25 protein-coding genes are annotated in these 19241 nt (G+C 67.0%); 9 read left to right on the top strand and 16 right to left on the bottom strand.

The annotated features are described in order from the left end of the window. Window positions 1-13: 13 nt before the first annotated feature. Window positions 14-910, bottom strand: a complete 897-nt coding sequence (locus ACYVH8_RS03185; RefSeq protein ID WP_460487433.1) for a biotin synthase — start codon at window positions 908-910, stop codon at window positions 14-16. 42 nt (window positions 911-952) lie between these two features. Between ACYVH8_RS03185 and ACYVH8_RS03180 the strand changes: the two genes are divergently transcribed. After that, window positions 953-1648, top strand: a complete 696-nt coding sequence (locus ACYVH8_RS03180; RefSeq protein ID WP_460487432.1) for a ComF family protein — start codon at window positions 953-955, stop codon at window positions 1646-1648. A gap of 7 nt (window positions 1649-1655) precedes the next feature. Here ACYVH8_RS03180 and ACYVH8_RS03175 read toward each other — a convergent pair whose 3' ends face one another. Further along, the gene (locus ACYVH8_RS03175) at window positions 1656-2048 is read right to left on the bottom strand and encodes a hypothetical protein (RefSeq protein ID WP_460487431.1); all 393 of its coding nucleotides are present in this window, start codon (window positions 2046-2048) and stop codon (window positions 1656-1658) included. Between the two features lie 87 nt (window positions 2049-2135). Here ACYVH8_RS03175 and trmL point away from each other — a divergent pair, with 87 nt between their 5' ends. Beyond that, complete coding sequence (gene trmL / locus ACYVH8_RS03170; RefSeq protein ID WP_460487430.1) at window positions 2136-2600, top strand: tRNA (uridine(34)/cytosine(34)/5-carboxymethylaminomethyluridine(34)-2'-O)-methyltransferase TrmL; 465 nt, start codon at window positions 2136-2138, stop codon at window positions 2598-2600. 74 nt (window positions 2601-2674) lie between these two features. On the opposite strand, the gene ACYVH8_RS03165 is transcribed toward trmL, so the two are convergent. Both ACYVH8_RS03165 and ACYVH8_RS03160 read right to left on the bottom strand, forming a co-directional pair. Further along, window positions 2675-3130 (bottom strand): MaoC family dehydratase, encoded by a 456-nt coding sequence (locus ACYVH8_RS03165; RefSeq protein ID WP_460487429.1) that lies wholly within the window; start codon window positions 3128-3130, stop codon window positions 2675-2677. Between the two features lie 57 nt (window positions 3131-3187). Then, window positions 3188-3802 carry an AAA family ATPase gene (locus ACYVH8_RS03160; RefSeq protein ID WP_460487428.1) on the bottom strand — a complete coding sequence of 205 codons (615 nt, stop codon included), beginning with the start codon at window positions 3800-3802 and terminating at the stop codon, window positions 3188-3190. Window positions 3803-3888: 86 nt separating this feature from the next. Here ACYVH8_RS03160 and kefC point away from each other — a divergent pair, with 86 nt between their 5' ends. Beyond that, the gene (gene kefC, locus ACYVH8_RS03155; RefSeq protein ID WP_460487427.1) at window positions 3889-5721 is read left to right on the top strand and encodes a glutathione-regulated potassium-efflux system protein KefC; all 1833 of its coding nucleotides are present in this window, start codon (window positions 3889-3891) and stop codon (window positions 5719-5721) included. Between the two features lie 13 nt (window positions 5722-5734). Here the strand turns inward: kefC and ACYVH8_RS03150 are convergent, their stop codons facing one another. The 7 genes from ACYVH8_RS03150 to ACYVH8_RS03120 all read right to left on the bottom strand — a co-directional run bounded on the left by ACYVH8_RS03150 (window position 5735) and on the right by ACYVH8_RS03120 (window position 10393). After that, window positions 5735-6490 carry a sulfite exporter TauE/SafE family protein gene (locus ACYVH8_RS03150; protein WP_460487426.1) on the bottom strand — a complete coding sequence of 252 codons (756 nt, stop codon included), beginning with the start codon at window positions 6488-6490 and terminating at the stop codon, window positions 5735-5737. A 69-nt stretch (window positions 6491-6559) separates the two neighbouring features. Next, window positions 6560-7144, bottom strand: a complete 585-nt coding sequence (locus ACYVH8_RS03145; protein WP_460487425.1) for a malonic semialdehyde reductase — start codon at window positions 7142-7144, stop codon at window positions 6560-6562. Window positions 7145-7209: 65 nt separating this feature from the next. Next, the gene (locus ACYVH8_RS03140; RefSeq protein WP_460487424.1) at window positions 7210-8211 is read right to left on the bottom strand and encodes a Bug family tripartite tricarboxylate transporter substrate binding protein; all 1002 of its coding nucleotides are present in this window, start codon (window positions 8209-8211) and stop codon (window positions 7210-7212) included. Window positions 8212-8241: 30 nt separating this feature from the next. Then, entirely contained in the window at window positions 8242-8859 is a 618-nt protein-coding gene (locus tag ACYVH8_RS03135) for a nuclear transport factor 2 family protein (protein WP_460487423.1), read from the bottom strand. A gap of 24 nt (window positions 8860-8883) precedes the next feature. Continuing rightward, on the bottom strand, window positions 8884-9186 hold the full coding sequence (locus ACYVH8_RS03130; protein WP_460487422.1) for a Dabb family protein: 303 nt from the start codon (window positions 9184-9186) through the stop codon (window positions 8884-8886). A gap of 13 nt (window positions 9187-9199) precedes the next feature. Further along, complete coding sequence (locus ACYVH8_RS03125; RefSeq protein ID WP_460487421.1) at window positions 9200-9505, bottom strand: YciI family protein; 306 nt, start codon at window positions 9503-9505, stop codon at window positions 9200-9202. 57 nt (window positions 9506-9562) lie between these two features. After that, window positions 9563-10393, bottom strand: a complete 831-nt coding sequence (locus ACYVH8_RS03120) for an intradiol ring-cleavage dioxygenase (protein ID WP_460487420.1) — start codon at window positions 10391-10393, stop codon at window positions 9563-9565. 117 nt (window positions 10394-10510) lie between these two features. Between ACYVH8_RS03120 and ACYVH8_RS03115 the strand changes: the two genes are divergently transcribed. The 6 genes from ACYVH8_RS03115 (at window position 10511) to ACYVH8_RS03090 (ending at window position 15228) form a co-directional block, all read left to right on the top strand. After that, entirely contained in the window at window positions 10511-11440 is a 930-nt protein-coding gene (locus ACYVH8_RS03115; RefSeq protein ID WP_460487419.1) for a LysR family transcriptional regulator, read from the top strand. A gap of 49 nt (window positions 11441-11489) precedes the next feature. Continuing rightward, complete coding sequence (locus ACYVH8_RS03110) at window positions 11490-12242, top strand: hypothetical protein (RefSeq protein WP_460487418.1); 753 nt, start codon at window positions 11490-11492, stop codon at window positions 12240-12242. Beyond that, window positions 12242-13606, top strand: a complete 1365-nt coding sequence (locus tag ACYVH8_RS03105; RefSeq protein ID WP_460487417.1) for an FAD-dependent monooxygenase — start codon at window positions 12242-12244, stop codon at window positions 13604-13606. Before ACYVH8_RS03110 ends, ACYVH8_RS03105 begins: the two co-directional genes overlap by 1 nt. Window positions 13607-13666: 60 nt before the next feature. Continuing rightward, window positions 13667-13951, top strand: a complete 285-nt coding sequence (locus ACYVH8_RS03100; protein ID WP_460487416.1) for a hypothetical protein — start codon at window positions 13667-13669, stop codon at window positions 13949-13951. A gap of 35 nt (window positions 13952-13986) precedes the next feature. Then, window positions 13987-14145, top strand: a complete 159-nt coding sequence (locus ACYVH8_RS03095) for a hypothetical protein (RefSeq protein WP_460487415.1) — start codon at window positions 13987-13989, stop codon at window positions 14143-14145. A gap of 87 nt (window positions 14146-14232) precedes the next feature. Next, a complete protein-coding gene (locus ACYVH8_RS03090) occupies window positions 14233-15228 on the top strand; it encodes a Bug family tripartite tricarboxylate transporter substrate binding protein (RefSeq protein ID WP_460487414.1) in 996 nt (331 codons plus the stop codon). 61 nt (window positions 15229-15289) lie between these two features. Here the strand turns inward: ACYVH8_RS03090 and ACYVH8_RS03085 are convergent, their stop codons facing one another. The 5 genes from ACYVH8_RS03085 to ACYVH8_RS03065 form a co-directional block, all read right to left on the bottom strand. After that, entirely contained in the window at window positions 15290-15718 is a 429-nt protein-coding gene (locus ACYVH8_RS03085) for an organic hydroperoxide resistance protein (RefSeq protein ID WP_460487413.1), read from the bottom strand. 35 nt (window positions 15719-15753) lie between these two features. Continuing rightward, the gene (locus ACYVH8_RS03080) at window positions 15754-16203 is read right to left on the bottom strand and encodes a MarR family winged helix-turn-helix transcriptional regulator (RefSeq protein ID WP_460487412.1); all 450 of its coding nucleotides are present in this window, start codon (window positions 16201-16203) and stop codon (window positions 15754-15756) included. Window positions 16204-16298: 95 nt separating this feature from the next. Continuing rightward, on the bottom strand, window positions 16299-17360 hold the full coding sequence (locus ACYVH8_RS03075) for a maleylacetate reductase (RefSeq protein WP_460487411.1): 1062 nt from the start codon (window positions 17358-17360) through the stop codon (window positions 16299-16301). 31 nt (window positions 17361-17391) lie between these two features. Further along, window positions 17392-18267 (bottom strand): NAD(P)-dependent oxidoreductase, encoded by an 876-nt coding sequence (locus ACYVH8_RS03070; RefSeq protein ID WP_460487410.1) that lies wholly within the window; start codon window positions 18265-18267, stop codon window positions 17392-17394. Between the two features lie 16 nt (window positions 18268-18283). Further along, on the bottom strand, window positions 18284-19240 hold the full coding sequence (locus tag ACYVH8_RS03065) for a Bug family tripartite tricarboxylate transporter substrate binding protein (RefSeq protein ID WP_460487409.1): 957 nt from the start codon (window positions 19238-19240) through the stop codon (window positions 18284-18286). Between the last annotated feature and the right edge of the window lies 1 nt (window position 19241).

Genomic DNA, 19241 nt, shown 5'->3' with positions numbered 1-19241 from the left:
ACAAGCCCGTACGCTAGGCGCGGGGCTCCTGCGGCCGGCGCAGCGTCGCGCGCATCTCGTCCAGGCTCAGGGTGGTTTCGGCCGCCACGGCCAGGCGGCGCGGCGGCTTGAAGGCGTGTCCGTAGATGACCTCGAAGCTCAGCTTGAGCCGTCCTTGCTGCGCCGGATCGGCCAGCCCCTGCAGCGCCTCTTGCAGCTGCCGCAACCAGCCGCGCCCGCGCAGGCCGGGCGGCCGCGCAGGATGCAGATTGCGCCCGAGTTCGCGCAATTCCTGCAGCAGGCGCTGCGGCGTCTCGAAGGTCAATTCGATGCGTTCCATGTCCATCACCGGTTCGGCAAAACCTGCCGCCACCAGCATGTCGCCCCAGTCGTGCATATCGGTGTATTCATGCGCCGGGGCCGGCCAGCCCAGGGCCTGGTAGAGCGTGCGCAACTCACGCAGGGTATCGGGGCCGAAGCAGGAGAACATCAGGAAACCATCGACCGCCAGCGCCTCGTGCCAGCGCCGGATCAGGGCCTGCGGATCGGCCGCCATGTGCAGGGACATATTGGCCCAGAGCAGTTCGGCCGGAATCGGCGCGGGCGCCGCGCCCAGGGCCGCGCGCCAGCGCGCCGGGTGCCACCAGGGTCGCGCCGCCGCCTGCTGCGCGCGCTGCCGTTCGTCCGCCACAGCCGCGCTGACCATGGCCCGCACTCCGGGGTAACGCCGCGCCAGCAGGCCCTGCGCCTGCTGGCCGCCACGCACAGGCTCCCAGTGCAGCAAACTCTGCGGCTGGCGCACGATCCAGTCCAGCCGCTGCTCCATGCGCCGCGCCACCTCGTCATGCAGCCAGGCGGAAGCCGTCTGCGGACGCTGCGCCCAGCGCGCGGCCGCGGCGGGATCGATGGTGGGAGGGCGGTGATCGGACATGGACCGGCGAGTATATTGATTCCCCATATTCCTTGATTCCCCATGTTCCGCGCCCTGCTCGACCGCCTGAGCGCCGCCCTGCCCAGCCAGTGCGCGGTCTGCCACGCCTGGCCGACGCCCGTCCTGTGCGAGGCCTGTGTGGCGCGTTTTGCCCAGCCCCGGCCACGCTGCCGTAGCTGCGCGCTCCAGGTTCCGCAGGACCTGGAACATTGCGGCGCATGCATCAAGGAAACACCGCCCCTGGACCTTTGTCTTGCGGCTGTGACTTATGAATACCCCTGGAGCGGACTGGTCGGCCACTACAAGTTTGGCGCCAGGCCGGGCTGGTCGATGGCTCTGGCCCTGCTGATGCGCAGCACGCCCTGGGCCGAGCCGGCGCTGGAAGCCGCCGAGCTGGTGCTGCCCATGCCGCTGTCGCGCGAGCGGCTGCGTGAACGCGGTTTCAACCAGGCGCTGGAACTGGCCCGCCAGCTCGCGCCGGGCAAGGCGGACGCCACCCTGCTGGTACGGCTGCGTGACACACCGGCGCAAAGCAGCCTGCCGCGCCCCGCACGCCTGCGCAATGTACGGGGCGCTTTCGGCGTGGCGCCAAGCCGGGAAAAGGAGATCGAAGGGCGGCGCCTGGTGCTGGTGGACGACGTCATGACCAGCGGCGCCTCGCTCTACACGGCCGCACTGGCCCTGCGCGCGGCCGGGGCCGCACACATCACGGGCCTGGTGCTGGCCAGAACCGAGTGACGCGCCTTCAGTGCACGGTTTCGATGACCATGCGGTGGTAACGCTCGGCCAGGACAAAGGGCACGTGGTGGATGGCTTGCGACACGCGCTCGGCTGCGCTGTTGTCTGGTACGGGAAGGATCAGGAAGGTGGCCCCGGCCTTGGCGGCGTCCAGAAAGGCCTGCACGGTCTTCATACTGGTCCCCATATTGGCGATGAAACCCGCCTGGTGCAGGTTCTTCTCGGCGAACTCCGCCATCTGCTGCGGCGTCAGCTCCAGCGCGTCCAGCGGACGCTGCGCCAGCTCTTCCAGTTCGTGCATGACCTGGTGCGCGTCCTGGGCCTGCTGAAACGCCACCACCATATGGCCCGTCGGGAAAAAAGCGCCAAAGTCCGTGTGCAGCTTTTCCAAGGATTTCATGGTTCGCCCCCAGTGTGTAGACGCTTCATTCTAGAAAGACCTGGCCAAATTACCAGTCCAACTCAAGGCGACAGACAATACGCGCCTATGTTCCACATCGTCCTGGTCGAGCCCGAAATCCCGCCCAACACGGGCAACGTCATCCGCCTGAGCGCCAACACCGGCTGCACCCTGCACCTGGTCGAGCCGCTGGGTTTTTCCATGGAAGACCGCCTGATGCGCCGCGCCGGCCTGGACTACCACGAGTACGCCGAACTGCACCGCCATGCGAGCTGGGACGCCTTCCTGGCCGACGAACAGCCGCTACCCGAACGCATGTTCGCGCTCACCACGCGCGGCACGCGCTATGTACACGATGTGGCTTTCCAGCCCGGGGACTGGCTGGTCTTTGGCTCGGAAACCAGCGGCCTGCCCGAGGCGGTGCGTGCTGCCTTCGCCCAGGCGCAGAAACTCAAGCTGCCCATGCGCGCGGGCCAGCGCAGCCTGAACCTGTCCAACGCGGTAGCGGTGACGGTCTTCGAGGCCTGGCGGCAGAACGGGTTTAGGACATAGCCCCCACGCTCGGCACTGCGTGTCCTCGCTGCCCCCCAAGGGGGCCCTCGCGGCTTCGGGCGGCCGTGCGCCGCTCAGGGATAGCGCCGCGCGATCGATTCGGCCACGCAGACCGGCTTGGCCGCGCCTTCGCGCTCGATCGTCACTTCCCACGTCATCTGCACACCGCGGTTGTCGATGGGCTCGCAGGCCAGCAGCTTCATGCGCGCGCGCAGGCGGCTGCCCACCGGCACCGGGGCCATGAAACGCACGCGGTTCAGGCCGTAGTTCACGCCCATGCGCGACTCGACGATCTCCATGGTGCTTTCGAAGAACTTCGGCAGCAGGGACAGCGTGAGGAAACCATGGGCGATGGGGCCGCCGAAAGGCCCGGCCCTGGCCTTTTCCACATCGACGTGGATCCACTGGTGGTCACCCGTGGCCTGGGCGAACTGGTTGACCTGCTCCTGCGTGATCGTGAGCCAGTCGCTGACCGCGACCTCCTGGCCCACCAGCGGGGGGAATTCCTTGAGGGACTGGAAGGTTTTCATGCCGCCCACTGTAGCGGTCGGACCCGCGCGCTGGCTGTCATGCGCGCGACGCGAGGCTCAATGGTCCAGCCAGCGGCACAGCCCCTGCCACTGCTCCAGATCCTTTTCCACGCGGCTGGGCGCCACGTCGAACAGGGTCAGGCCATGAGCGGCCATATGAATGTAGTTCTGCGTGTCGCGCAGATAGGCCAGCACCGGCACGCCCAGGGCATCAACGAAGGCGCGCAGCTTGTCGGCCGCGATGGTGCGGCCGTCCACGCGCATGCCGACGATGCCGACCTGCATGCCCTTGTGCGTATGCTGCTTGATCTCGTCGAGGAAGGTGCGCGTGGCAAAGATGTCGAAGACGCTGGGCTGCAAGGGGATGATGACCTTGTCGGCATGCTGCAGCACGTCCTTCATGCGCGCGCCCTTGAGGCCGGCCGGGGTGTCGAGCACCACGTGTGTGACACCCTTGGGCAGCTTGGCCAGCTTGTCTTCCCCCACGTCCCAGCTCACGATCGGCCGCGCGTTGGCCGGCCGCAGGCCCAGCCACAGGCGCGAGGACTGCTGGCGATCGGCGTCGCCCAGCATCACGCTGTGGCCCTTGCTGGCGTAGTAGCCCGCAATATTGGTGGAGAGGGTGGACTTTCCGACCCCCCCCTTGGGATTGGCAACCACGACGACCGGCATCACGCGCTCCTTGTAGTCTGACCAGACCCTATGGTAGCGTAGGGCTCCGCTTTCACCCCTTGAATCCGTGTTCAGGCGTCTCATTCATGGAACACACCTCCAGCTGGCTCGGCCACACCTTCGTCTACCTCTGCGCCGCCGTCATCGCCGTGCCCCTGAGCAAATACCTGGGCCTGGGCGCCATCATTGGTTACCTGGGCGCGGGCATCATCATCGGTCCCTGGGGCCTGGGCCTGGTCAGCGAGGTGCAGGACGTGCTGCACTTCGCCGAATTCGGCGTGGTGCTCATGCTCTTCCTGATCGGGCTGGAGCTGGAGCCGCGCCGACTCTGGAGTCTGCGCCGGCCCATCTTCGGCTGGGGCAGCGCCCAGGTGCTGGCCTGCAGCGCCGCGCTCTTCCTCGGCCTCTACACCCTGGGCCTGGTGTTCCCCGCCCAGCTCGGCGGCTGGAAGACCCCACTGGTGGCGGCTCTGGGCCTGGCCCTGTCTTCCACCGCCATCGCCCTGCAGGTCATGGGTGAGCGCAATCTGCTGCCCACGCCGGGCGGGCAGGCGGGCTTTTCCATCCTGCTGTTCCAGGACGTGGCCGCCATCCCCATCCTGGCCCTGCTGCCCCTGCTGGGCGCCGAGCCGGGACAGGCCAATGGCGACTTCCGCTGGGGTGAGCTGCTCAAGATCGTGCTCGTCATCGGGGGCATCGTGCTGGGCGGCCGCCTGCTCCTGCGCCCCCTGCTGCGCTGGATCGCACGCAGCCGCACGCCCGAGATCTTCACCGCCGCCGCCCTGCTGCTGGTGGTGGGCATCGCCACGCTGATGCAGCAGATCGGTCTGTCCATGGCCCTGGGCGCCTTCCTCGCCGGCGTGCTGCTGGCCGAGAGTGAGTACCGGCGCGAGCTGGAGACCGACATCGAGCCCTTCAAGGGCCTGCTGCTGGGCCTGTTCTTCATTGCGGTCGGCATGAGCATCGACCTCTCGGTGCTGCGCTCAGCGCCCGGACTGATCGCCCTGCTGGTGCTGGGTTTCCTGGTCATCAAGGCGGTGCTGATCTACGCCATGACACGCTTCATGCGCGTGCCCCTGCCCGAGCGCCCCGTCATCACCCTGCTGCTGGCCCAGGGCGGTGAGTTCGCCTTCGTGGTCTTCCAGACCGCGGCCGGCGCGCAACTGCTCTCGGGCCAGACCACCTCGCTGCTGATCGGCGCGGTGGCCCTGTCCATGCTGCTGAGCCCCCTGCTGCTGCTGGCGGTGGACAAGCTGCTGGCGCCGCGCCTGGCCGCCGGCGGCGGCGCCGCGCCGGACGAAATCTCGGAGCCGCAGGAAGCGCCGGTGCTGATTGCCGGCTTCGGCCGTTACGGCCAGATCGTGGCGCGTGTCATGCTGGCCCAGGGCATTCCCAGCACCGTGCTGGACCACGACGCCGACATGATCGAGGCGGCGCGCAGCTTCGGCTACCGCGTGCATTACGGCGACGCCACGCGCCTGGACCTGCTGCGCATCGCCGGCGCGGCCAGCGCCAGGGTGCTGGTGGTGGCGGTGGACGACAAGGAGCAGTCGCTCAAGATCGTGGACCTGGTACGCGAGAACTTCCCCGCCCTGCAGATCGTGGCGCGCGCGCGTGACGTCACGCACTGGCACGAACTGCGCGAACGCGGCGTGCAGCTGGTGCAACGCGAACTTTTCGAGTCCAGTCTGCGCAGCGCGCGCAGCGTGCTGGAGCTGCTGGGCCACACGCAGGAGCAGGCACGCCAGTTCGCCTGGCGTTTCCGCCAGCACAACCTGGAACTGTTCGAGAAGATGCACCCGCACTACAAGGACCGCAGCAAGCTGATCGCCGTGGTGCGCCAGGGCCGCCAGCAGCTGGAAGAGCAGATGGCCCAGGAGCGCGCCGAGCGCCAGCACAAGCCCGCTGGCGAATCCTGAGCAGCGCGGAACCTCAGTGAAAGGCGTCCCAGACCAGCTTGGTGCCGGTCAGCAGCAGGCCCAGGTAGATCAGCTGGTAAAACAGCCTGGGGTCGATGCGTCGCGCCATGCGCACGCCGATCCACACGCCTACGGGCGCCAGCGGCAGCAGCACGATGGAGGTGGCCAGGTTGCGCCAGTCCAGCAGGCCCAGCCAGGCATAGGGCACCCACTTGGACAGGTTGATGAAAAAGAAGAACCAGGACAGGGTGGCCGCAAACACCACAGGCTTGAGCTTGAGCGGCAGCACATAGGCCGCGATGGGCGGCCCACCCGCGTGCGCCACGAAGCTCGTGAAACCGCCGGCCGTGGTGAGCAACCCACCCAGCCAGCGCGGCGGCGGCGTGCTGTCGGCGCGCGGCGGGAACAGCAGACGCTGCGCCAGGAAGAGCAGCGTGAACACGCCCACGATGCCCGCCACGATGGAGGCGGACAGCAGCTTGAAGAGCAGCGCACCGATCAGCGTGCCCAGCAGGCCGAAGGGCAGCAGGAACTTGAGCAGGTCCTTGTCAAACTCCTTGCGCAGGGCCGTGATGCCCAGCAGGTCCATGAGCAGCAGCACCGGCATCAGGATGGCCGCAGCCTGGGGCACCGTGACCGCCAGCGCCATCAGCGGGACGGCCAGCGAACCGAAGCCGGCGCCGAAACCGCTTTTGCTGATGCCCAGCAAAAGCACCGCTGGCACCGACACCATATAGAAGTAGGGATCGGTGATGACGGGAAAATTCAAGGGAAAACTTTCTTCAGCCCTCCCCGGCTTGGGGAGGGCTGAAGTGTAAGAGACACTCCGGAACCGCGCTCAGAGCACGGTGCAAGCCTGCTCGAAGCTCAGGCGCGGGTTGCGCTTGAATTCCTTGCTGTGGTCGGCGTAACCGAGGTTGATCAGGAAGTTGGCCGTCAGGCGGCCGTCGGGGAAGAACTCGGCGTTGACCTTGGCGATGTCGAAACCGCTCATGGGGCCGCAGTCCAGGCCCAGGGCACGCGCCGCCATGATGAAGTAGGCGCCGCCCAGGGTGCCGTTGCGCGTGGCCGTTGCGGTGGCCAGGGCGGTATTGCCTTCGAAGTTCTCCTTGGCGCCGGCGCCATGCCAGACCTGGGGCATGTGCTCGTAGAACCTGGTGTCGGTGGCCACGATCACGGTCACCGGGGCGAGCATGGTCTTGTCCAGATTGCCGGGGCTCAGCGCGGGCTTGAGGCGCGCGCGGGAAGCGGGTGAGTTCAGGAACACATAACGCGTGGGCTGGGTGTTCATGGAGGTGGGCGCCATCTTGGCGAGGTCGTACACCTCCTGCAGCAGCGTCAGCGGCACCGGCTTGTCAAGGAAGCCGTTGGCGGTGCGGGCGTTGAGGAAGAGCTGGTCGAGGGAAACCTGGTCGATTTTCATGGTGATGGAAGCCTGTGTGAAGAAAGAATTATCCGACGCCACGGCAAGTGGCGCCGGCAGAAGGTCTACTCGGCCTTGATGCCGATGTCGCGCACCAGCTTGGTCCAGCGCTCCACATCGCGCTTGACCAGCGCGAGGGTCTGGGCGGTGTTCAGCGCCAGCGGCTTGCCGCCGGCCTTGCGGAAGGTCTCCTGCAGTTCGGGCTGCGCGATGACCTTGGCCAGTTCGCTGCGCAGGTGCTCCTGCACGGCGGCCGGCGTCCTGCTGGGCACGAAGTAACCGAACCAGGACTCCAGGTCCAGCGGGGCCACGCCGCTCTCCAGGATGGTGGGCACGTCCGGGTGCATGGGGTTGCGCTCGGCGCCCGACAGGGCCAGAGCCTTGACGGTGCCGGCCTGGACCTGGCCGCGCGCGGTGGACGAGAGATCGAAGAACAGATCCACGCGGCCGCCCAGCAGATCCTGATACGCCGCCTGCGCGCCCTTGTAGGGGATATGCGTGACGTTGACCCCGGCCAGATGCCACAGGGCCGCGGCCAGCACATGCTGGCCGGAGCCGTTGCCGGCCGAGGCGTAGTTGAGCTTGCCCGGATTGGCCTTGGCATAGGCCACCACGTCCTGCAGGGAGTTGAAGGGCAGGTCCTTGCGCGCCATCAGCGTGTAGCTGTAGCTCACGGCCAGGCCCACGGGCTCGAAGTCGCGCAGGCTGTCGTAGGACAGCTTGTCGTACAGGCCCATATTGAGCGCGATATTGGAGACCGAGCCCATCAGCAGGGTGTAGCCGTCCGGGTCGGCCTTGGCGGCGGCGTCCGTGCCCACCAGGGTGCCCGAGCCGGGCTTGTTCTCGACCACCACGCTCTGGCCGATCTGCTTGCTCAGTCGCTCACCGAGTGCGCGGGCCACGAAATCGAAACCGCCGCCCGGCGGCTGCGGCACGATCACGCGCAAGGGACGGCTCGGGTAGGCGCTCTGCGCCCAGGCCGACGGTGCCATCCCCAACAGGGCGGCGGCTGGCAGGGCGCGCACGATGTCGCGGCGTTTGAAAATGGATGCCTGCATCTTGTTCATGCTTGTCTCCTCGTGATCGGATGTCGGAAATCAGCGCTCGATTGCGCCGCCGGCCAGCCAGCGCGCGCCGCGGCGATAGAGCTCCTCGACCACCGGGCCCTTGAGCATGGGCATGTCCATCTTGACGGTGTAGCCGATGCGGGTCTGGATGTAGGCCAGGTGGCGGTAGCCCTCGGGAAAACCGGCCAGGGCCTGCTGGTCGAGCTTGAGCTGGGCGGTGGAATCGACCGGGTCGATACGGTCTTTCTCGTAGATGGGCTGGCGGTGGATCAGCTTCCATGCACCGTTATGCCGGGTCACGAAGTCGTAGAAGCGGCCGGTGCAGACCACGTCGCACAGCACCGGGCCGTTCTCGCCTTCGACCATGCCACGCTGCGAGATGGTCATCTTGGTCTGGGCTATGGCGCGGTCCCCCGCCACCTCGATGGCCGAACCACCGAGGAAGTGCAGGATGCTCACGCCCTTGGCCCAGCCCTCCTTGGTCACGCGGATGAACTCGGCGTACGGCCCCTGGAACCAGGTGGCCATCATCACGCCCTCGGGATGCCAGACGTTGGCGAAACGCTCCCAGTCGCCGGCGTCGCGCCAGACGGCCCAGCGCTCCACCAGCTGGCGGATCAGCAGTTCGTCGTTCAAAGAGTTGCTCATGGTCGTTCCTAGGAAAACAAAAAATCAGGGTGCGGTGTAGTCCACCTGGTGGCGGGCGATGCGCAGGTCGGCCACCTCGCTCTTCACGCGCAGGTGCTCGGGGTGCGTGCCATAGGCGTCCAGCGCCGCCTGGCTCTCGAACTCGGAATACAGCACCACGTCACAGGCGTAGTCGATGCGGCTGCTGTCCACACCGATCTCCAGACGCAGCAGGCCGGGGATGCGGCCACGCAGGCTCTCGAAACTGCGCTGCAGCTGCGCGATGGCCAGCAGCTTCTCGGCCGGCGTGTCGCCGCGCACGTTCCACATCACGATGTGCTTGATCACTGATCCGCTCCGTTCAGGCCGCCGGCGGGAAACCGGCCTTCTGCGGCCACAGGTTCACGAAGGCGTGGATGGTGGTGCTGGCGTACAGGCCGGCCTGGGTGAACGGCTCCATGGCCAGCCAGGCGTGCGCGGCGTCGCGGCTGGGGAAGTCGATCACCAGCAGGCTGCCCAGCATGGTCTTGCCGTCGTCGTGCGTGAAGGGACCGGCAAAAGCCATGCGTTCGGCCATGGCGGCCAGGTAGTCCTTGTGCTCGGGGCGCACGCGCAGACGCAGGGCGGCGTGATCGGGCTTGTCCATCAAGATGAAGGCGAACAGCATGGGGGCTCCGTTACATGAGGCGGGTCAGGTCGATGAACTCGGGCCGGCGGCCCTCTTTCAGGTTCCGGGGTTGAGCACGAAGTCGTACTCAAGCAGGTAGCTGCCATCCGGCTGCTTCACCCAGTCGGCGATCAGGGTGGAGCGCACGCCGAACACGACGTCGGAATCGAGGTAGGGGTCCCCGTCGCGGAACACATGGGTGATCAGGCGTTCGTAGCCTGGCGCCTCGATCATGAAATGCAGGTGGGCCGGCCGCCAGGGGTGGTTCCTGGTGGCCTTGAGCATGGCGCCCACCGGCCCGTCGCTGGGGATGGGGTAGGCCTCGGCCAGGATGGTCTTGAAATGGAAACGCCCCTGCGCGTCGGCATGCAGGATGCCGCGCGCCTGGGGATGGGCCAGGTGCGCGTACTGCACGTCGTAGTTGCCGTCGGCGTCGGCCTGCCAGACGTTGATCAGTGCATTCGGAATCGGCTCGCCGCCCAGGCCCTTGACGGTGCCGCTGACCAGGCAGGGCTCGCCCTTGGCGCCATTGGCCACATCGTCACCGAGCTGGTACTCGGGTGCCTGCTCCAGGAAGAAGGGGCCGAACACCGTGGGTTCGGTGCAGCCGGCCGGTTTGTCGTTGTTCATGGCCACCGTCAGCATGGACAGGCCCAGGGTGTCGGACAGCAGGATGAACTCCTGGCGCGTGTCGCTGCACATCTGGCCGGTCGCCGTGAGGTACTGGATGCCCTTGAACCACTCCTCCTCGGTCAGCCGCACCTCGCGCGCGAAGGCGTGCAGGTGCTGCACCAGGCTGGTCATGATCTCCTTGAGGCGCGGGTCGGGCGTTCTGGAAAAGCGCTCGATCACGGCCTGGGTGATGGTGTCCTCGTTGAGGTTGCGCATACCGTTTGTCTCCTGCGGGTTCTTGCTGAGCTCGATAAATGTAAAAGTCCGCGACAATTTGGGGAAGGGCGCTGCCGCAAATGACTTTTCCGCGCAGCGAAAAAACTGGAGACCGGTTTGGACCGTTTTGCCGAAATTGAGCTGTTCGTCCAGGTGGCCGAGACCGGCAGCCTGAGCCGTGCCGCCGAGGCGCTGGGGCTTTCGAACGCCGCCGCCAGCCGCCACCTGCAGGCGCTGGAGGACCGGCTGGCCGCGCGCCTGGTGGAACGCAACACGCGCCGCCTCTTCCTGACCGACACCGGCCAGGAGTTCTTCAGCCGCGCCAAGACCCTGCTGGCCGACATGAGGGACGCCGAGGACGCCGTCAACGCCAGCACGCTCAACCCCACGGGCACGCTGCGCATCAGCGCCTCGCTGTCCTTTTCCATGCAGCACGTGGCGCCGCTGCTGCGCGCCTACACCGACCGCTACCCCAATGTCAGCGTGCACGTGGAGGCGGCCAACCGCTACCTGGACATCATCGACAACAACATCGATGTGGCCATCCGCACGCGCGAGTTCGAACCCGACTCCAACATCACCGTGCGCCGCCTGGCGCAGACACGCCGCATCCTGGTGGCCGCACCGCGTTACCTGGCCCGCCACGGCCGGCCCCAGACGCTGGAAGCCCTGGCGCAGCACAAGCTGCTGATCTACACCCACGCCAACAACCCCAACGAACTGCGTTTCACGCGCGAGGCCGAGACCACCGCGTTGCACGTCAAGGGCCAGCTCGAATCCAACGACGGCCAGATCCTGCGTGCGGCCGCGCTCGACGGCCTGGGCATCCTGGTGCAACCCACCTACATCGTCTACGACGACATGGTGGCCGGCCGCCTGGTGCCCGTGCTCGACGAATGGGACCTGCCGCGCCTGACCATCAACCTGGCCTACCCCAGCCGCAAGCACCTCTCGGCCAAGGTGCGCACCTTCATCGACTTCATGGCCGAACATTTCGCCAAGATGAACTACGAGCAGAAATGGACCGGACGTTTCGGCGTGAACTGAGTTCCGCGGTCAGAATGGCTGCATCGGCCCCAAGGAAGGAGGTATGGAAATGATGTGGCGAAAATCCGTCGGCCTGGCATGCCTTTGTCTGGCCGCCTGTGGTGAATCCGGGCGTGAGCCCATCGTCAGCGCCCCGCCCCTGGCCGTCCCTCCTGCGGCCGCTGAAGCTGTGGCAGAGACAAGTGCTTCGAATGCGGCTCCCATGGACGGCGGGGCGCCTGCCAGGGAGCAGATCATCGATTGGTGGAAAAGGAAGTCGGACGAGGAGATCGAGGTCTTCGACGTCAAGGCCGTCCAGCTGCTCAGTCGTGAAACGGTCTACCTGGCAGGTGTCACCCTGGGTGGACGCGGCAAAAATGCCGAGCCCGGCGCCCTGCTGGTACGCCCCGGTCTGCAGGAAGTCGTCGAGGTCAGGTCCGGCATCGGCCCGGAGTTCCAGGTGCTTGATCTGGACGGCGATGGCGTCTCCGAAATCGTTTCCAGCATCTCCGGTTTTGCCCAGGGCACGACCGAGGGTGAGAAATACATCCTTCAGCTGCAAGACGACACGCCCGTGGTGCTGCACAAGGCCGCTTTCAGCGAGGGCTCCAGACTGGACAGAAACGGCGGCACGGAGGCCGAGAGCACCCGTGTGGAGTGGAAATTTTCGAGTGCAGGCAATGCCCCCCTGCTGCAAGAGCTGATCGTGACCAAGGAAAGCCTGTGCCCCGCCAACGGGACATGCCAGGAGAAGACGGAACAGCGCGCCAGCACCTACCGCTTCATCAACCGGCAATTCGTCAAGTCGGCAAGCCCCCCTTGATGACCCAGCCCTGCACCACCGATGTCCTGATCGCCGGCGGCGGCCCCTGCGGTCTGATGCTGGCCAATGAACTGGGGCGGCGCCACATCCGCTGCCTGCTGGTCGACCCCAAGCCCGGCACCGCCTTCAACCCGCAGGCCAATGCCACGCAGGCCCGCACCATGGAGCATTTCCGGCGCCTGGGTTTTGCGCAGGAAATCCGCAGCCTGGGCCTGCCGCCGGACCACCCCACCGACATCGCCTACCTGACGCGCTTTGCCGGCACCGAGCTGGCCCGCCTGCGGCTGCCGACCGCGGCGGCGGCGCCGCAGGCGATCAGGAGCATGTCGGGTTCGTGGAGCGCGGCCGAACTGCCGCACCGCATTTCGCAGAAATTCGTGGAGGTCCAGCTGCGCGCCTTCATCATGTCGGTCGACGGTGTCAGCGAATTTGCCTTCCACATCCAGATGGCCGACGACGCCGCCACCGAGGCGCTGACCGAGGCCGATGCACGGCGCCTTTTCTCGCTGGCCTACGGACAGGACATCGAGATCGAAATCCTGTCCATGGCCATCTGGCTGGCTGGCCACGCCCTGGTGGCGGAATCGTTCCAGCGGGGCCGTGTCTTCCTGGGCGGCGATGCCGTGCATCTGTTCACCCCCACAGGCGGACTGGGCTACAACACCGCGGTCGAGGATGCCGTCAACCTGGGCTGGAAACTGGCCCACGTGATACGCGGCATCGCGCCGGCAACGCTGCTGGACAGCTACCAACACGAGCGCAAGCCCCTGGCCCTGCGCAACACCGGCTATGCGCGCCAGTTCGCAGACTCGATCGGCCTGTTCGAGGCGGCAGCCGACCTCGAGGCGGACAGCCCTGAAGGCGCGCAGGCCCGTACCGTGGCCTCGGAATATTTGAATGGCCACGTGCGCCGCGAGTTCAACATCCCCGGTGTCACCTTCGGCGGCCGCTACGACGGCAGCCCCATCATCGTGGCGGACGGCACGTCCCCGCCACCCGACGCGCCGAACACCTATGTGCCCAGCGCCTGTCCCGGCGGCCGACCACCGCACGCCTGGCTGGCGGACGGGCGTTCGCTCTATGACACCTTCCACTTTGAATGGACGCTGCTCGCGCTCGGACCCGACGCGCCCGACACGCGGGCCTTCGGGCAGGCAGCGCAAGCGCTGGGGCTGGACCTGCGGGTGGTGCGGCAGGCGTCGGCGGAACTGGCCACCCTGTACGAGGCGCCCCTGGCGCTCATGCGTCCGGACCAGATCGTGGCCTGGCGCGGGCAGGATGCCAGCCAGGCCCCCGCCGTGCTGGCCCGGGCCACAGCGCAGCACCGAGGCCCGGGCACTGCCCGGTGCAGCTTCAGCCCATAAGCCTGGCTTATAGCTACCCTCGGAAATCGGTATTTCCCGCCAGCAAGCTTCGTTCCTGTCATGGTCGCTGCCCAGAAGAACGAGGAGACGAAGCATGCGCCAGGGAACGGACCCGTCGGGCCCCGCTGCAAGGACGGCCAGCTGCTGCCGCTGGCCGTGAGCACAGCGCAGCGCGCGCCGCTCATGCCCGGGGTATCGGTGATCCAGGATGTCGTGCCCGGCGCGGTGCATGACCACTGGTACGGCCTGGTGGCGCCCGCTTCGAGCGGGCCCTGGCCGACGGCGAACACGCTGCGCCCGCGCGCAGCATCGACTTCCGGGGCGGCGCCGATCCGGCCCGCCTGAACCTGCTGGTGCGCGGCGAGCACGCCAACCCGGCCATGGTGACGATCACGCAAACCCTGGCGGTGCGGCTGCGGCGCGTGCAGACTGCGGCGGCGACCGGCGCCAGCCATTGCCTGATCAACACCCACCCGCAGGACTGTGCAACACTGCTGGGCACGCACCTGACACGGGCGGCGACGCTTCTGGCTCCATGAGTAGTTCCTCTATTAGGGATATCTCCAAATTGCGCTGCCGCCGTTTTTCCTTCATAAACCTGTCTTTGACACCCACGAGAGAGACCCATGAACCGAAATGATGCCCAACTGGACCGACGCGACTGCCTGAAATGGATGGGCGTCAGCGGATTGGCTGCCGCCGGTCTGCCCGCGCAGGCCCAGGACGCCTGGCCCAGCAAGCCCATACGCTGGATCGTTCCCTTTGCCCCCGGCGGCACCTCCAGCATCGTCGCGCGCAGCATCGCCGCGGAGCTGACCAAGCAGATGGGGGCCAACTTTGTCATCGACAACAAGGGCGGCGGCGGCGGTGTGCCGGCCATGCAGGAAATGCTGCGTTCCCCGGCCGACGGCTACACCATCATCATGAGCCATATCGGGCTGATGGTGGTCAACCCGCTGATCTACCCCGACGCCGGCTACGACGTGAACAAGGACTTCACGCCGGTCACCCTGCTCAACCGCATCCCCAGTCTGTTCTGCGTGCACAAGGATGTGCCGGTGACCGATCTGAAGTCCTTCATCGCCTACGCCAAATCCAAGCCCGGCCAACTCAACTACGCCTCTGCGGGCAACGCCAGTGCAGGCCACCTGGCTGTTGAAGCCCTCAAGCTGCGTTCCGGGATTTTCATGACCCACATCCCTTACCGCGGCACCGGCCCGGCGCTGACGGATGTGCTGGCCGGCCGCATCGAGTTTTTCTCGGCGGGCACGCCGGCGCTGTTGCCGCACATCAAGAGCGGCGCGCTGCGCTGCCTGGCCGTGGGATCGGCCCAGCGCATCGCCGTGCTGCCGGATGTTCCGTCCGTCTCCGAACTTTTTCCGGGTTTCGAGACCGTGCAGTGGTATGGGATCCACGCCCGGGCCGGCACGCCGCCGGCCATCATCACGCGTCTGCAGCAGGAATGTGCCAAGGCCCTGCGCGCGCCTGACGTCGTGGCCAAACACGAAGCCGAAAGCGCCGTCCCCGGGGGCGGCCCGTCCAAGGAGTACGCCGATTTCGTCGCCAAGGAACAGGCCCGCTGGAAAGAAGTGGTGATCAAGGCCAATATCAAACCGGGCTGATCAGCCCCGACCCACAAAAAAACCGCCGGGCTCGAGGAGCCCGGCGGTTTTTTTCATGACTTCAGACCAGGCGCAGGTCCACGACGATGTTGCCGCGGGTGGCGTTGGAGTAGGGGCAGACCTTGTGGGCGGTGTCCACCAGATCCTGGGCCACGGCACGGTCCATGCCCGGCAGGCTGATGGCCAGGCGTGCAGCGATGCCGAAACCCTGGGGGATGGGGCCGATGTCCACTTCGGCGTCGATCGCCGCGTCGGCCGGAACGGCCACCTTCTTCATGCCGGCCACGTGCTTGAGCGCGCCCATGAAACAGGCCGAGTAGCCAGCGGCGAACAGCTGTTCGGGATTGGTCGCACCGCCGGCGCCGCCCATGGCCTTGGGCGGAGACAGCTTGACGTCGAGCAGGCCGTCGTCGGTGGTGGCACGGCCGTCGCGGCCGCCGGTGGTATGGGCCTTGGCGGTGTAGACAACTTTGTCGAGAGTGGTGGGCACGGTGAGCTCCTGGTGGTGGTTGAAAAAATGAGGAATCAGGCCTGCAGGCGATCGCGCAGCTGCTGCACCTGGCGGGTCAAGGTGGCGAGTTCAGCCGGCGCGCACTGCATGGCCTCGAACATGCAACCGGGTATGGGCGCAGCCTTGCTCTTGAGCCTGCGGCCCGCTGCGGTGAGCTGGATCAGCACCCGGCGTTCGTCGGTCGTATCCCGCAGGCGGCTGATGTAGCCCGTGGTTTCCAGGCGTTTGAGCAGGGGCGTGAGCGTGCCCGAGTCGAGGTAAAGACGCTCGCCGATCTCGGAGACCGTCAGCCCATCCTGCTCCCACAGCACCAGCATGGCCACGTACTGGGGATAGGTCAGGCCCAGCGCGTCCAGGTGCGGCTTGTAGGCCTTGGACATGGCGTGCGAAGCGGAATACAGCGCAAAACAGAGCTGATTGTCCAGCCGCAGGACCTGGTCGACGGAGAGCTTCTGATTCGGCATGGGCTGAATTATTGCCTGCAATTAAATTGTGTGCAATTTAATTGCCAGATGCCCACTGGCCGGGCAGGGTTACAGGGAACCACCTGAGGCCGGGATCAGGTTGCGGGCCGCACGCCGTCAAAGGCGTCCTGGAAAAGCTGGCGGATGGCCGCGCGCTCCAGGGGGCGCGGGTTGGGGTACTGGTTCTGCAGCGCAATGTCGCAGGCCCGGTCCAGATCGGCGGCTTTCATGCCGATGTCTTTCAGCGCAACCGGCGCGCCGTTGTTCCTGGCCAGATCAAAGACGGCCTGCGCGGCCGAGCCGCCACCCAGGGCGCGCCGGATGCGCACCATGGCCTGCGGCGCGGCCTGGCCGTTGTAGGCCAGGGCGTGCGGCAGGACGATGGTATGGGTCTCGGCGTGCGGCAGATTGAAGCTGCCACCCAGGGTGTGGCAGAGTTTGTGGTGCAGGGCCATGCCCACGTGGCCCAGCACCGTGCCGCAGAGCCAGGCGCCGTACAGCGCGTCGGCGCGTGCCCCCACGTCAGCGGCGTTCCTCACGATGGCCGGCAGCGCGCGGCCCAGGGCTGTGATGCCCTCCTCGGCCATCAGGTCCATGATGGGATTGCTGTCCACCGCGTACAGGCCCTCGGCCGCGTGCGCGATGGCGTTGATGCCGCTGGTGACGCTCAAAGATACGGGCAGGCTCAGCGTGAGCTCGGGGTCGTAGATCACGGTGCGCGGCAGCACGCGCAGGTCGCGCCCGGTTTTCTTGAGCCCGGCCTCGGTGATGCCGTAGATGGGGGTCATCTCCGAGCCCGCGTAGGTGGTGGGGATGGCCAGGATGGGCAGGCCCGAATCGAGCGCGACGGCCTTGCCCAGACCCGTGGTGGAGCCGCCGCCGATGGCCACGGCGCAATCGGCGCCGAGCTGCCTGGCCACCTCACGCGCCTCGCGTGCGGTCTCGATGGGCACGTGCATGACCGCGCGGTCGAACACGCCGGCCGCACGCGCCCCCAGCAGACCTGCCACCCTCTCGGCCGAAGCCCGCTGCTCGGGCGTGGAGAGCACCAGCGCGCGCTTGCAGCCCAGGGCATCGATCTCCTTGGCCAGCTGCGAGAGGGAACCCGCGCCGAAGACGACGCGCGCGGGCTGGGCGGTGTAGACGAAAGGGTTCACAAAACTCTCCAGGGAAATCGGCAGCTTCAGCTTACAGCTTGGGGTTTAAACCCGCGCCGCGTTCCAGCACCTTGATGATGGCAGCGTAATCGTCCAGCCCGTTGCCCTGCACCACGGCGGCGTGCATGAGCTTCTGGGTCATGGCGGCCTGCATCAGGGGCACATTGCTGGCCACCCCGGCGTCGAGAATCAGGTCCAGGTCCTTGATCATCTGCTCCACCGTGAAGGTGGGCGTGAAGTCGCGCTGGCTCAGCTGCGCGGACTTGGCCTTGACGATGGGCGAGGCCACGGCGCTGGCGGTGAGCACCTCCCACATGGCCTGCCAGTCCAGGCCGCCCTTGCGCCCCAGGGTCAGGGCCTCGGCCAGCATGGCGCTGGTCTGGGCGATCATGAGGTTGACCACCAGCTTCATCAGGCGCGCCTGCTCGGCCTCGCCCAGATAGAAGTGATGGGAGCCCAGGGTCTTGAGCAGCGGCAGCACCTGCTCGTAGGCCGCCCGCGGGCCGGAGGCCAGCACGGTGAGCTGCCCGGCCTCGGCCATCTTGTTGTTGCCCGAGACGGCGGTGCGCAGATAGGCCAGGCCCTTGCCGTCCAGCGCCTGCGCCGCGTCGGCCGAGGCCTGCATCGAAACGGTGCTGGTGTCCACATAGACGGTGCCGGGCCGGGCGGCAGCCGCCACCTGGGCGGCCACGGCGCTCAAGGCCGCGTCGTGCGGCAAGGAGGAGAAGACGACATCGGCTGCCGCCATGGCAGCGGCGGCGTCGCCCACCACGGTCAGGCCCTGCTCCTGCGCCAGTTCGCAACGCTCGTCGCAGGGGTCATAGGCTGTCAGGGCGTGCCCGGCGGCGGCCAGGTGCCCGGCCATGGGCAGGCCCATCTTGCCGATGCCAGTGAAATGGATCTTCATGGGAAACCGATCCGCTCTACTGCGCCTTCAGGTTGGCCGCCTGGACGATGCGCGCGGCCACCTCGATTTCGCCCTTGATATAGGCGTTGAAGGCCTCGGGCGCCATGGGGAAGGGGTCGGCGCCCAGCTTGGCCATGCGCTCCTTCAGCTCGGGGCTGCTGAGCGCCCTGAGAGCTTCTTCGTTGAGTTTCCTCACCACGGCCGTCGGTGTGGCCATGGGCACGATCATGCCGACCCACAGGGTGTAGTCGGAAGCGGGCAGGCCGGCCTCGATGCTGGTGGGCACGTCGGGCAGGGTGGAGGTGCGCATCTTGGTGCTGACCGAGAGGGCCTGCAGGCGCTTGTCGCGGATCAGGGGCAGGGCCGAGGCCAGGGGCGCGAAGAACCAGTCGTTGGAGCCGCCGATGACATTGTTCATGGCGTCGGGCGTGCCCTTGTAGGGCACGTGCAGGGCGTCGATGCCGGCCTGCAGGCGGAAGATTTCGGCGTTCATGTGTGTGCCGCTGCCGATGCCGGCCGAGGCGTAGTTGAACTTGCCCGGGTTGGCCTTGACCGCGGCGACCAGCTCGGCCTGGGTCTTCCAGCCCTTGTTCGGATGGACCACCAGCACATTGGGAATGGCGGCCAGCGCAGTCACGCCCGTCAGGTCCTTGAGCGTGTCGTAGCCGGGGTTGGGGTAGAGAGCAGGGTTCAGCGCATGCGCCGAGGAATGCACGAGGATGGTGTAGCCGTCGGCCTCGCTCTTGGCGACCTGGGCGGCGGCGATGGTGCCGCCGGCGCCCAGCTTGTTCTCGATGACGATGGGCTGGCCCATGCTGCGGCTCATGGACTCACCGACGGTGCGCGCGACGATGTCGGTGGCGCTGCCCGCGGTGAAGGGCACGATGAACTTGATGGGCTTGGCCGGGTAGCCTTGCGCGAGGGCGGAGCCCAGGGCCAGGGCCGACAGGACGGTCAGGGCAAAACGTTTCATG

It is taken from the genome of Curvibacter fontanus (assembly GCF_054780335.1).
The sequence above is the reverse complement of the archived record's forward strand: the minus strand, read 5'-3'. Positions and strand labels throughout refer to the sequence as shown.

Excerpts from the sequence above, each read along its gene's own strand:
- ACYVH8_RS03185 (WP_460487433.1), bottom strand. The coding sequence starts at position 910 with ATGTCCGATCACCGCCCTCCCACCATCGATCCCGCCGCGGCCGCGCGC.
- ACYVH8_RS03180 (WP_460487432.1), top strand. The coding sequence starts at position 953 with ATGTTCCGCGCCCTGCTCGACCGCCTGAGCGCCGCCCTGCCCAGCCAG.
- ACYVH8_RS03175 (WP_460487431.1), bottom strand. The coding sequence starts at position 2,048 with ATGAAATCCTTGGAAAAGCTGCACACGGACTTTGGCGCTTTTTTCCCG.
- trmL (WP_460487430.1), top strand. The coding sequence starts at position 2,136 with ATGTTCCACATCGTCCTGGTCGAGCCCGAAATCCCGCCCAACACGGGC.
- ACYVH8_RS03165 (WP_460487429.1), bottom strand. The coding sequence starts at position 3,130 with ATGAAAACCTTCCAGTCCCTCAAGGAATTCCCCCCGCTGGTGGGCCAG.
- ACYVH8_RS03160 (WP_460487428.1), bottom strand. The coding sequence starts at position 3,802 with ATGCCGGTCGTCGTGGTTGCCAATCCCAAGGGGGGGGTCGGAAAGTCC.
- kefC (WP_460487427.1), top strand. The coding sequence starts at position 3,889 with ATGGAACACACCTCCAGCTGGCTCGGCCACACCTTCGTCTACCTCTGC.
- ACYVH8_RS03145 (WP_460487425.1), bottom strand. The coding sequence starts at position 7,144 with ATGAAAATCGACCAGGTTTCCCTCGACCAGCTCTTCCTCAACGCCCGC.
- ACYVH8_RS03140 (WP_460487424.1), bottom strand. The coding sequence starts at position 8,211 with ATGAACAAGATGCAGGCATCCATTTTCAAACGCCGCGACATCGTGCGC.
- ACYVH8_RS03135 (WP_460487423.1), bottom strand. The coding sequence starts at position 8,859 with ATGAGCAACTCTTTGAACGACGAACTGCTGATCCGCCAGCTGGTGGAG.
- ACYVH8_RS03125 (WP_460487421.1), bottom strand. The coding sequence starts at position 9,505 with ATGCTGTTCGCCTTCATCTTGATGGACAAGCCCGATCACGCCGCCCTG.
- ACYVH8_RS03120 (WP_460487420.1), bottom strand. The coding sequence starts at position 10,393 with ATGCGCAACCTCAACGAGGACACCATCACCCAGGCCGTGATCGAGCGC.
- ACYVH8_RS03110 (WP_460487418.1), top strand. The coding sequence starts at position 11,490 with ATGATGTGGCGAAAATCCGTCGGCCTGGCATGCCTTTGTCTGGCCGCC.
- ACYVH8_RS03105 (WP_460487417.1), top strand. The coding sequence starts at position 12,242 with ATGACCCAGCCCTGCACCACCGATGTCCTGATCGCCGGCGGCGGCCCC.
- ACYVH8_RS03100 (WP_460487416.1), top strand. The coding sequence starts at position 13,667 with ATGGTCGCTGCCCAGAAGAACGAGGAGACGAAGCATGCGCCAGGGAAC.
- ACYVH8_RS03095 (WP_460487415.1), top strand. The coding sequence starts at position 13,987 with ATGGTGACGATCACGCAAACCCTGGCGGTGCGGCTGCGGCGCGTGCAG.
- ACYVH8_RS03090 (WP_460487414.1), top strand. The coding sequence starts at position 14,233 with ATGAACCGAAATGATGCCCAACTGGACCGACGCGACTGCCTGAAATGG.
- ACYVH8_RS03080 (WP_460487412.1), bottom strand. The coding sequence starts at position 16,203 with ATGCCGAATCAGAAGCTCTCCGTCGACCAGGTCCTGCGGCTGGACAAT.
- ACYVH8_RS03070 (WP_460487410.1), bottom strand. The coding sequence starts at position 18,267 with ATGAAGATCCATTTCACTGGCATCGGCAAGATGGGCCTGCCCATGGCC.
- ACYVH8_RS03065 (WP_460487409.1), bottom strand. The coding sequence starts at position 19,240 with ATGAAACGTTTTGCCCTGACCGTCCTGTCGGCCCTGGCCCTGGGCTCC.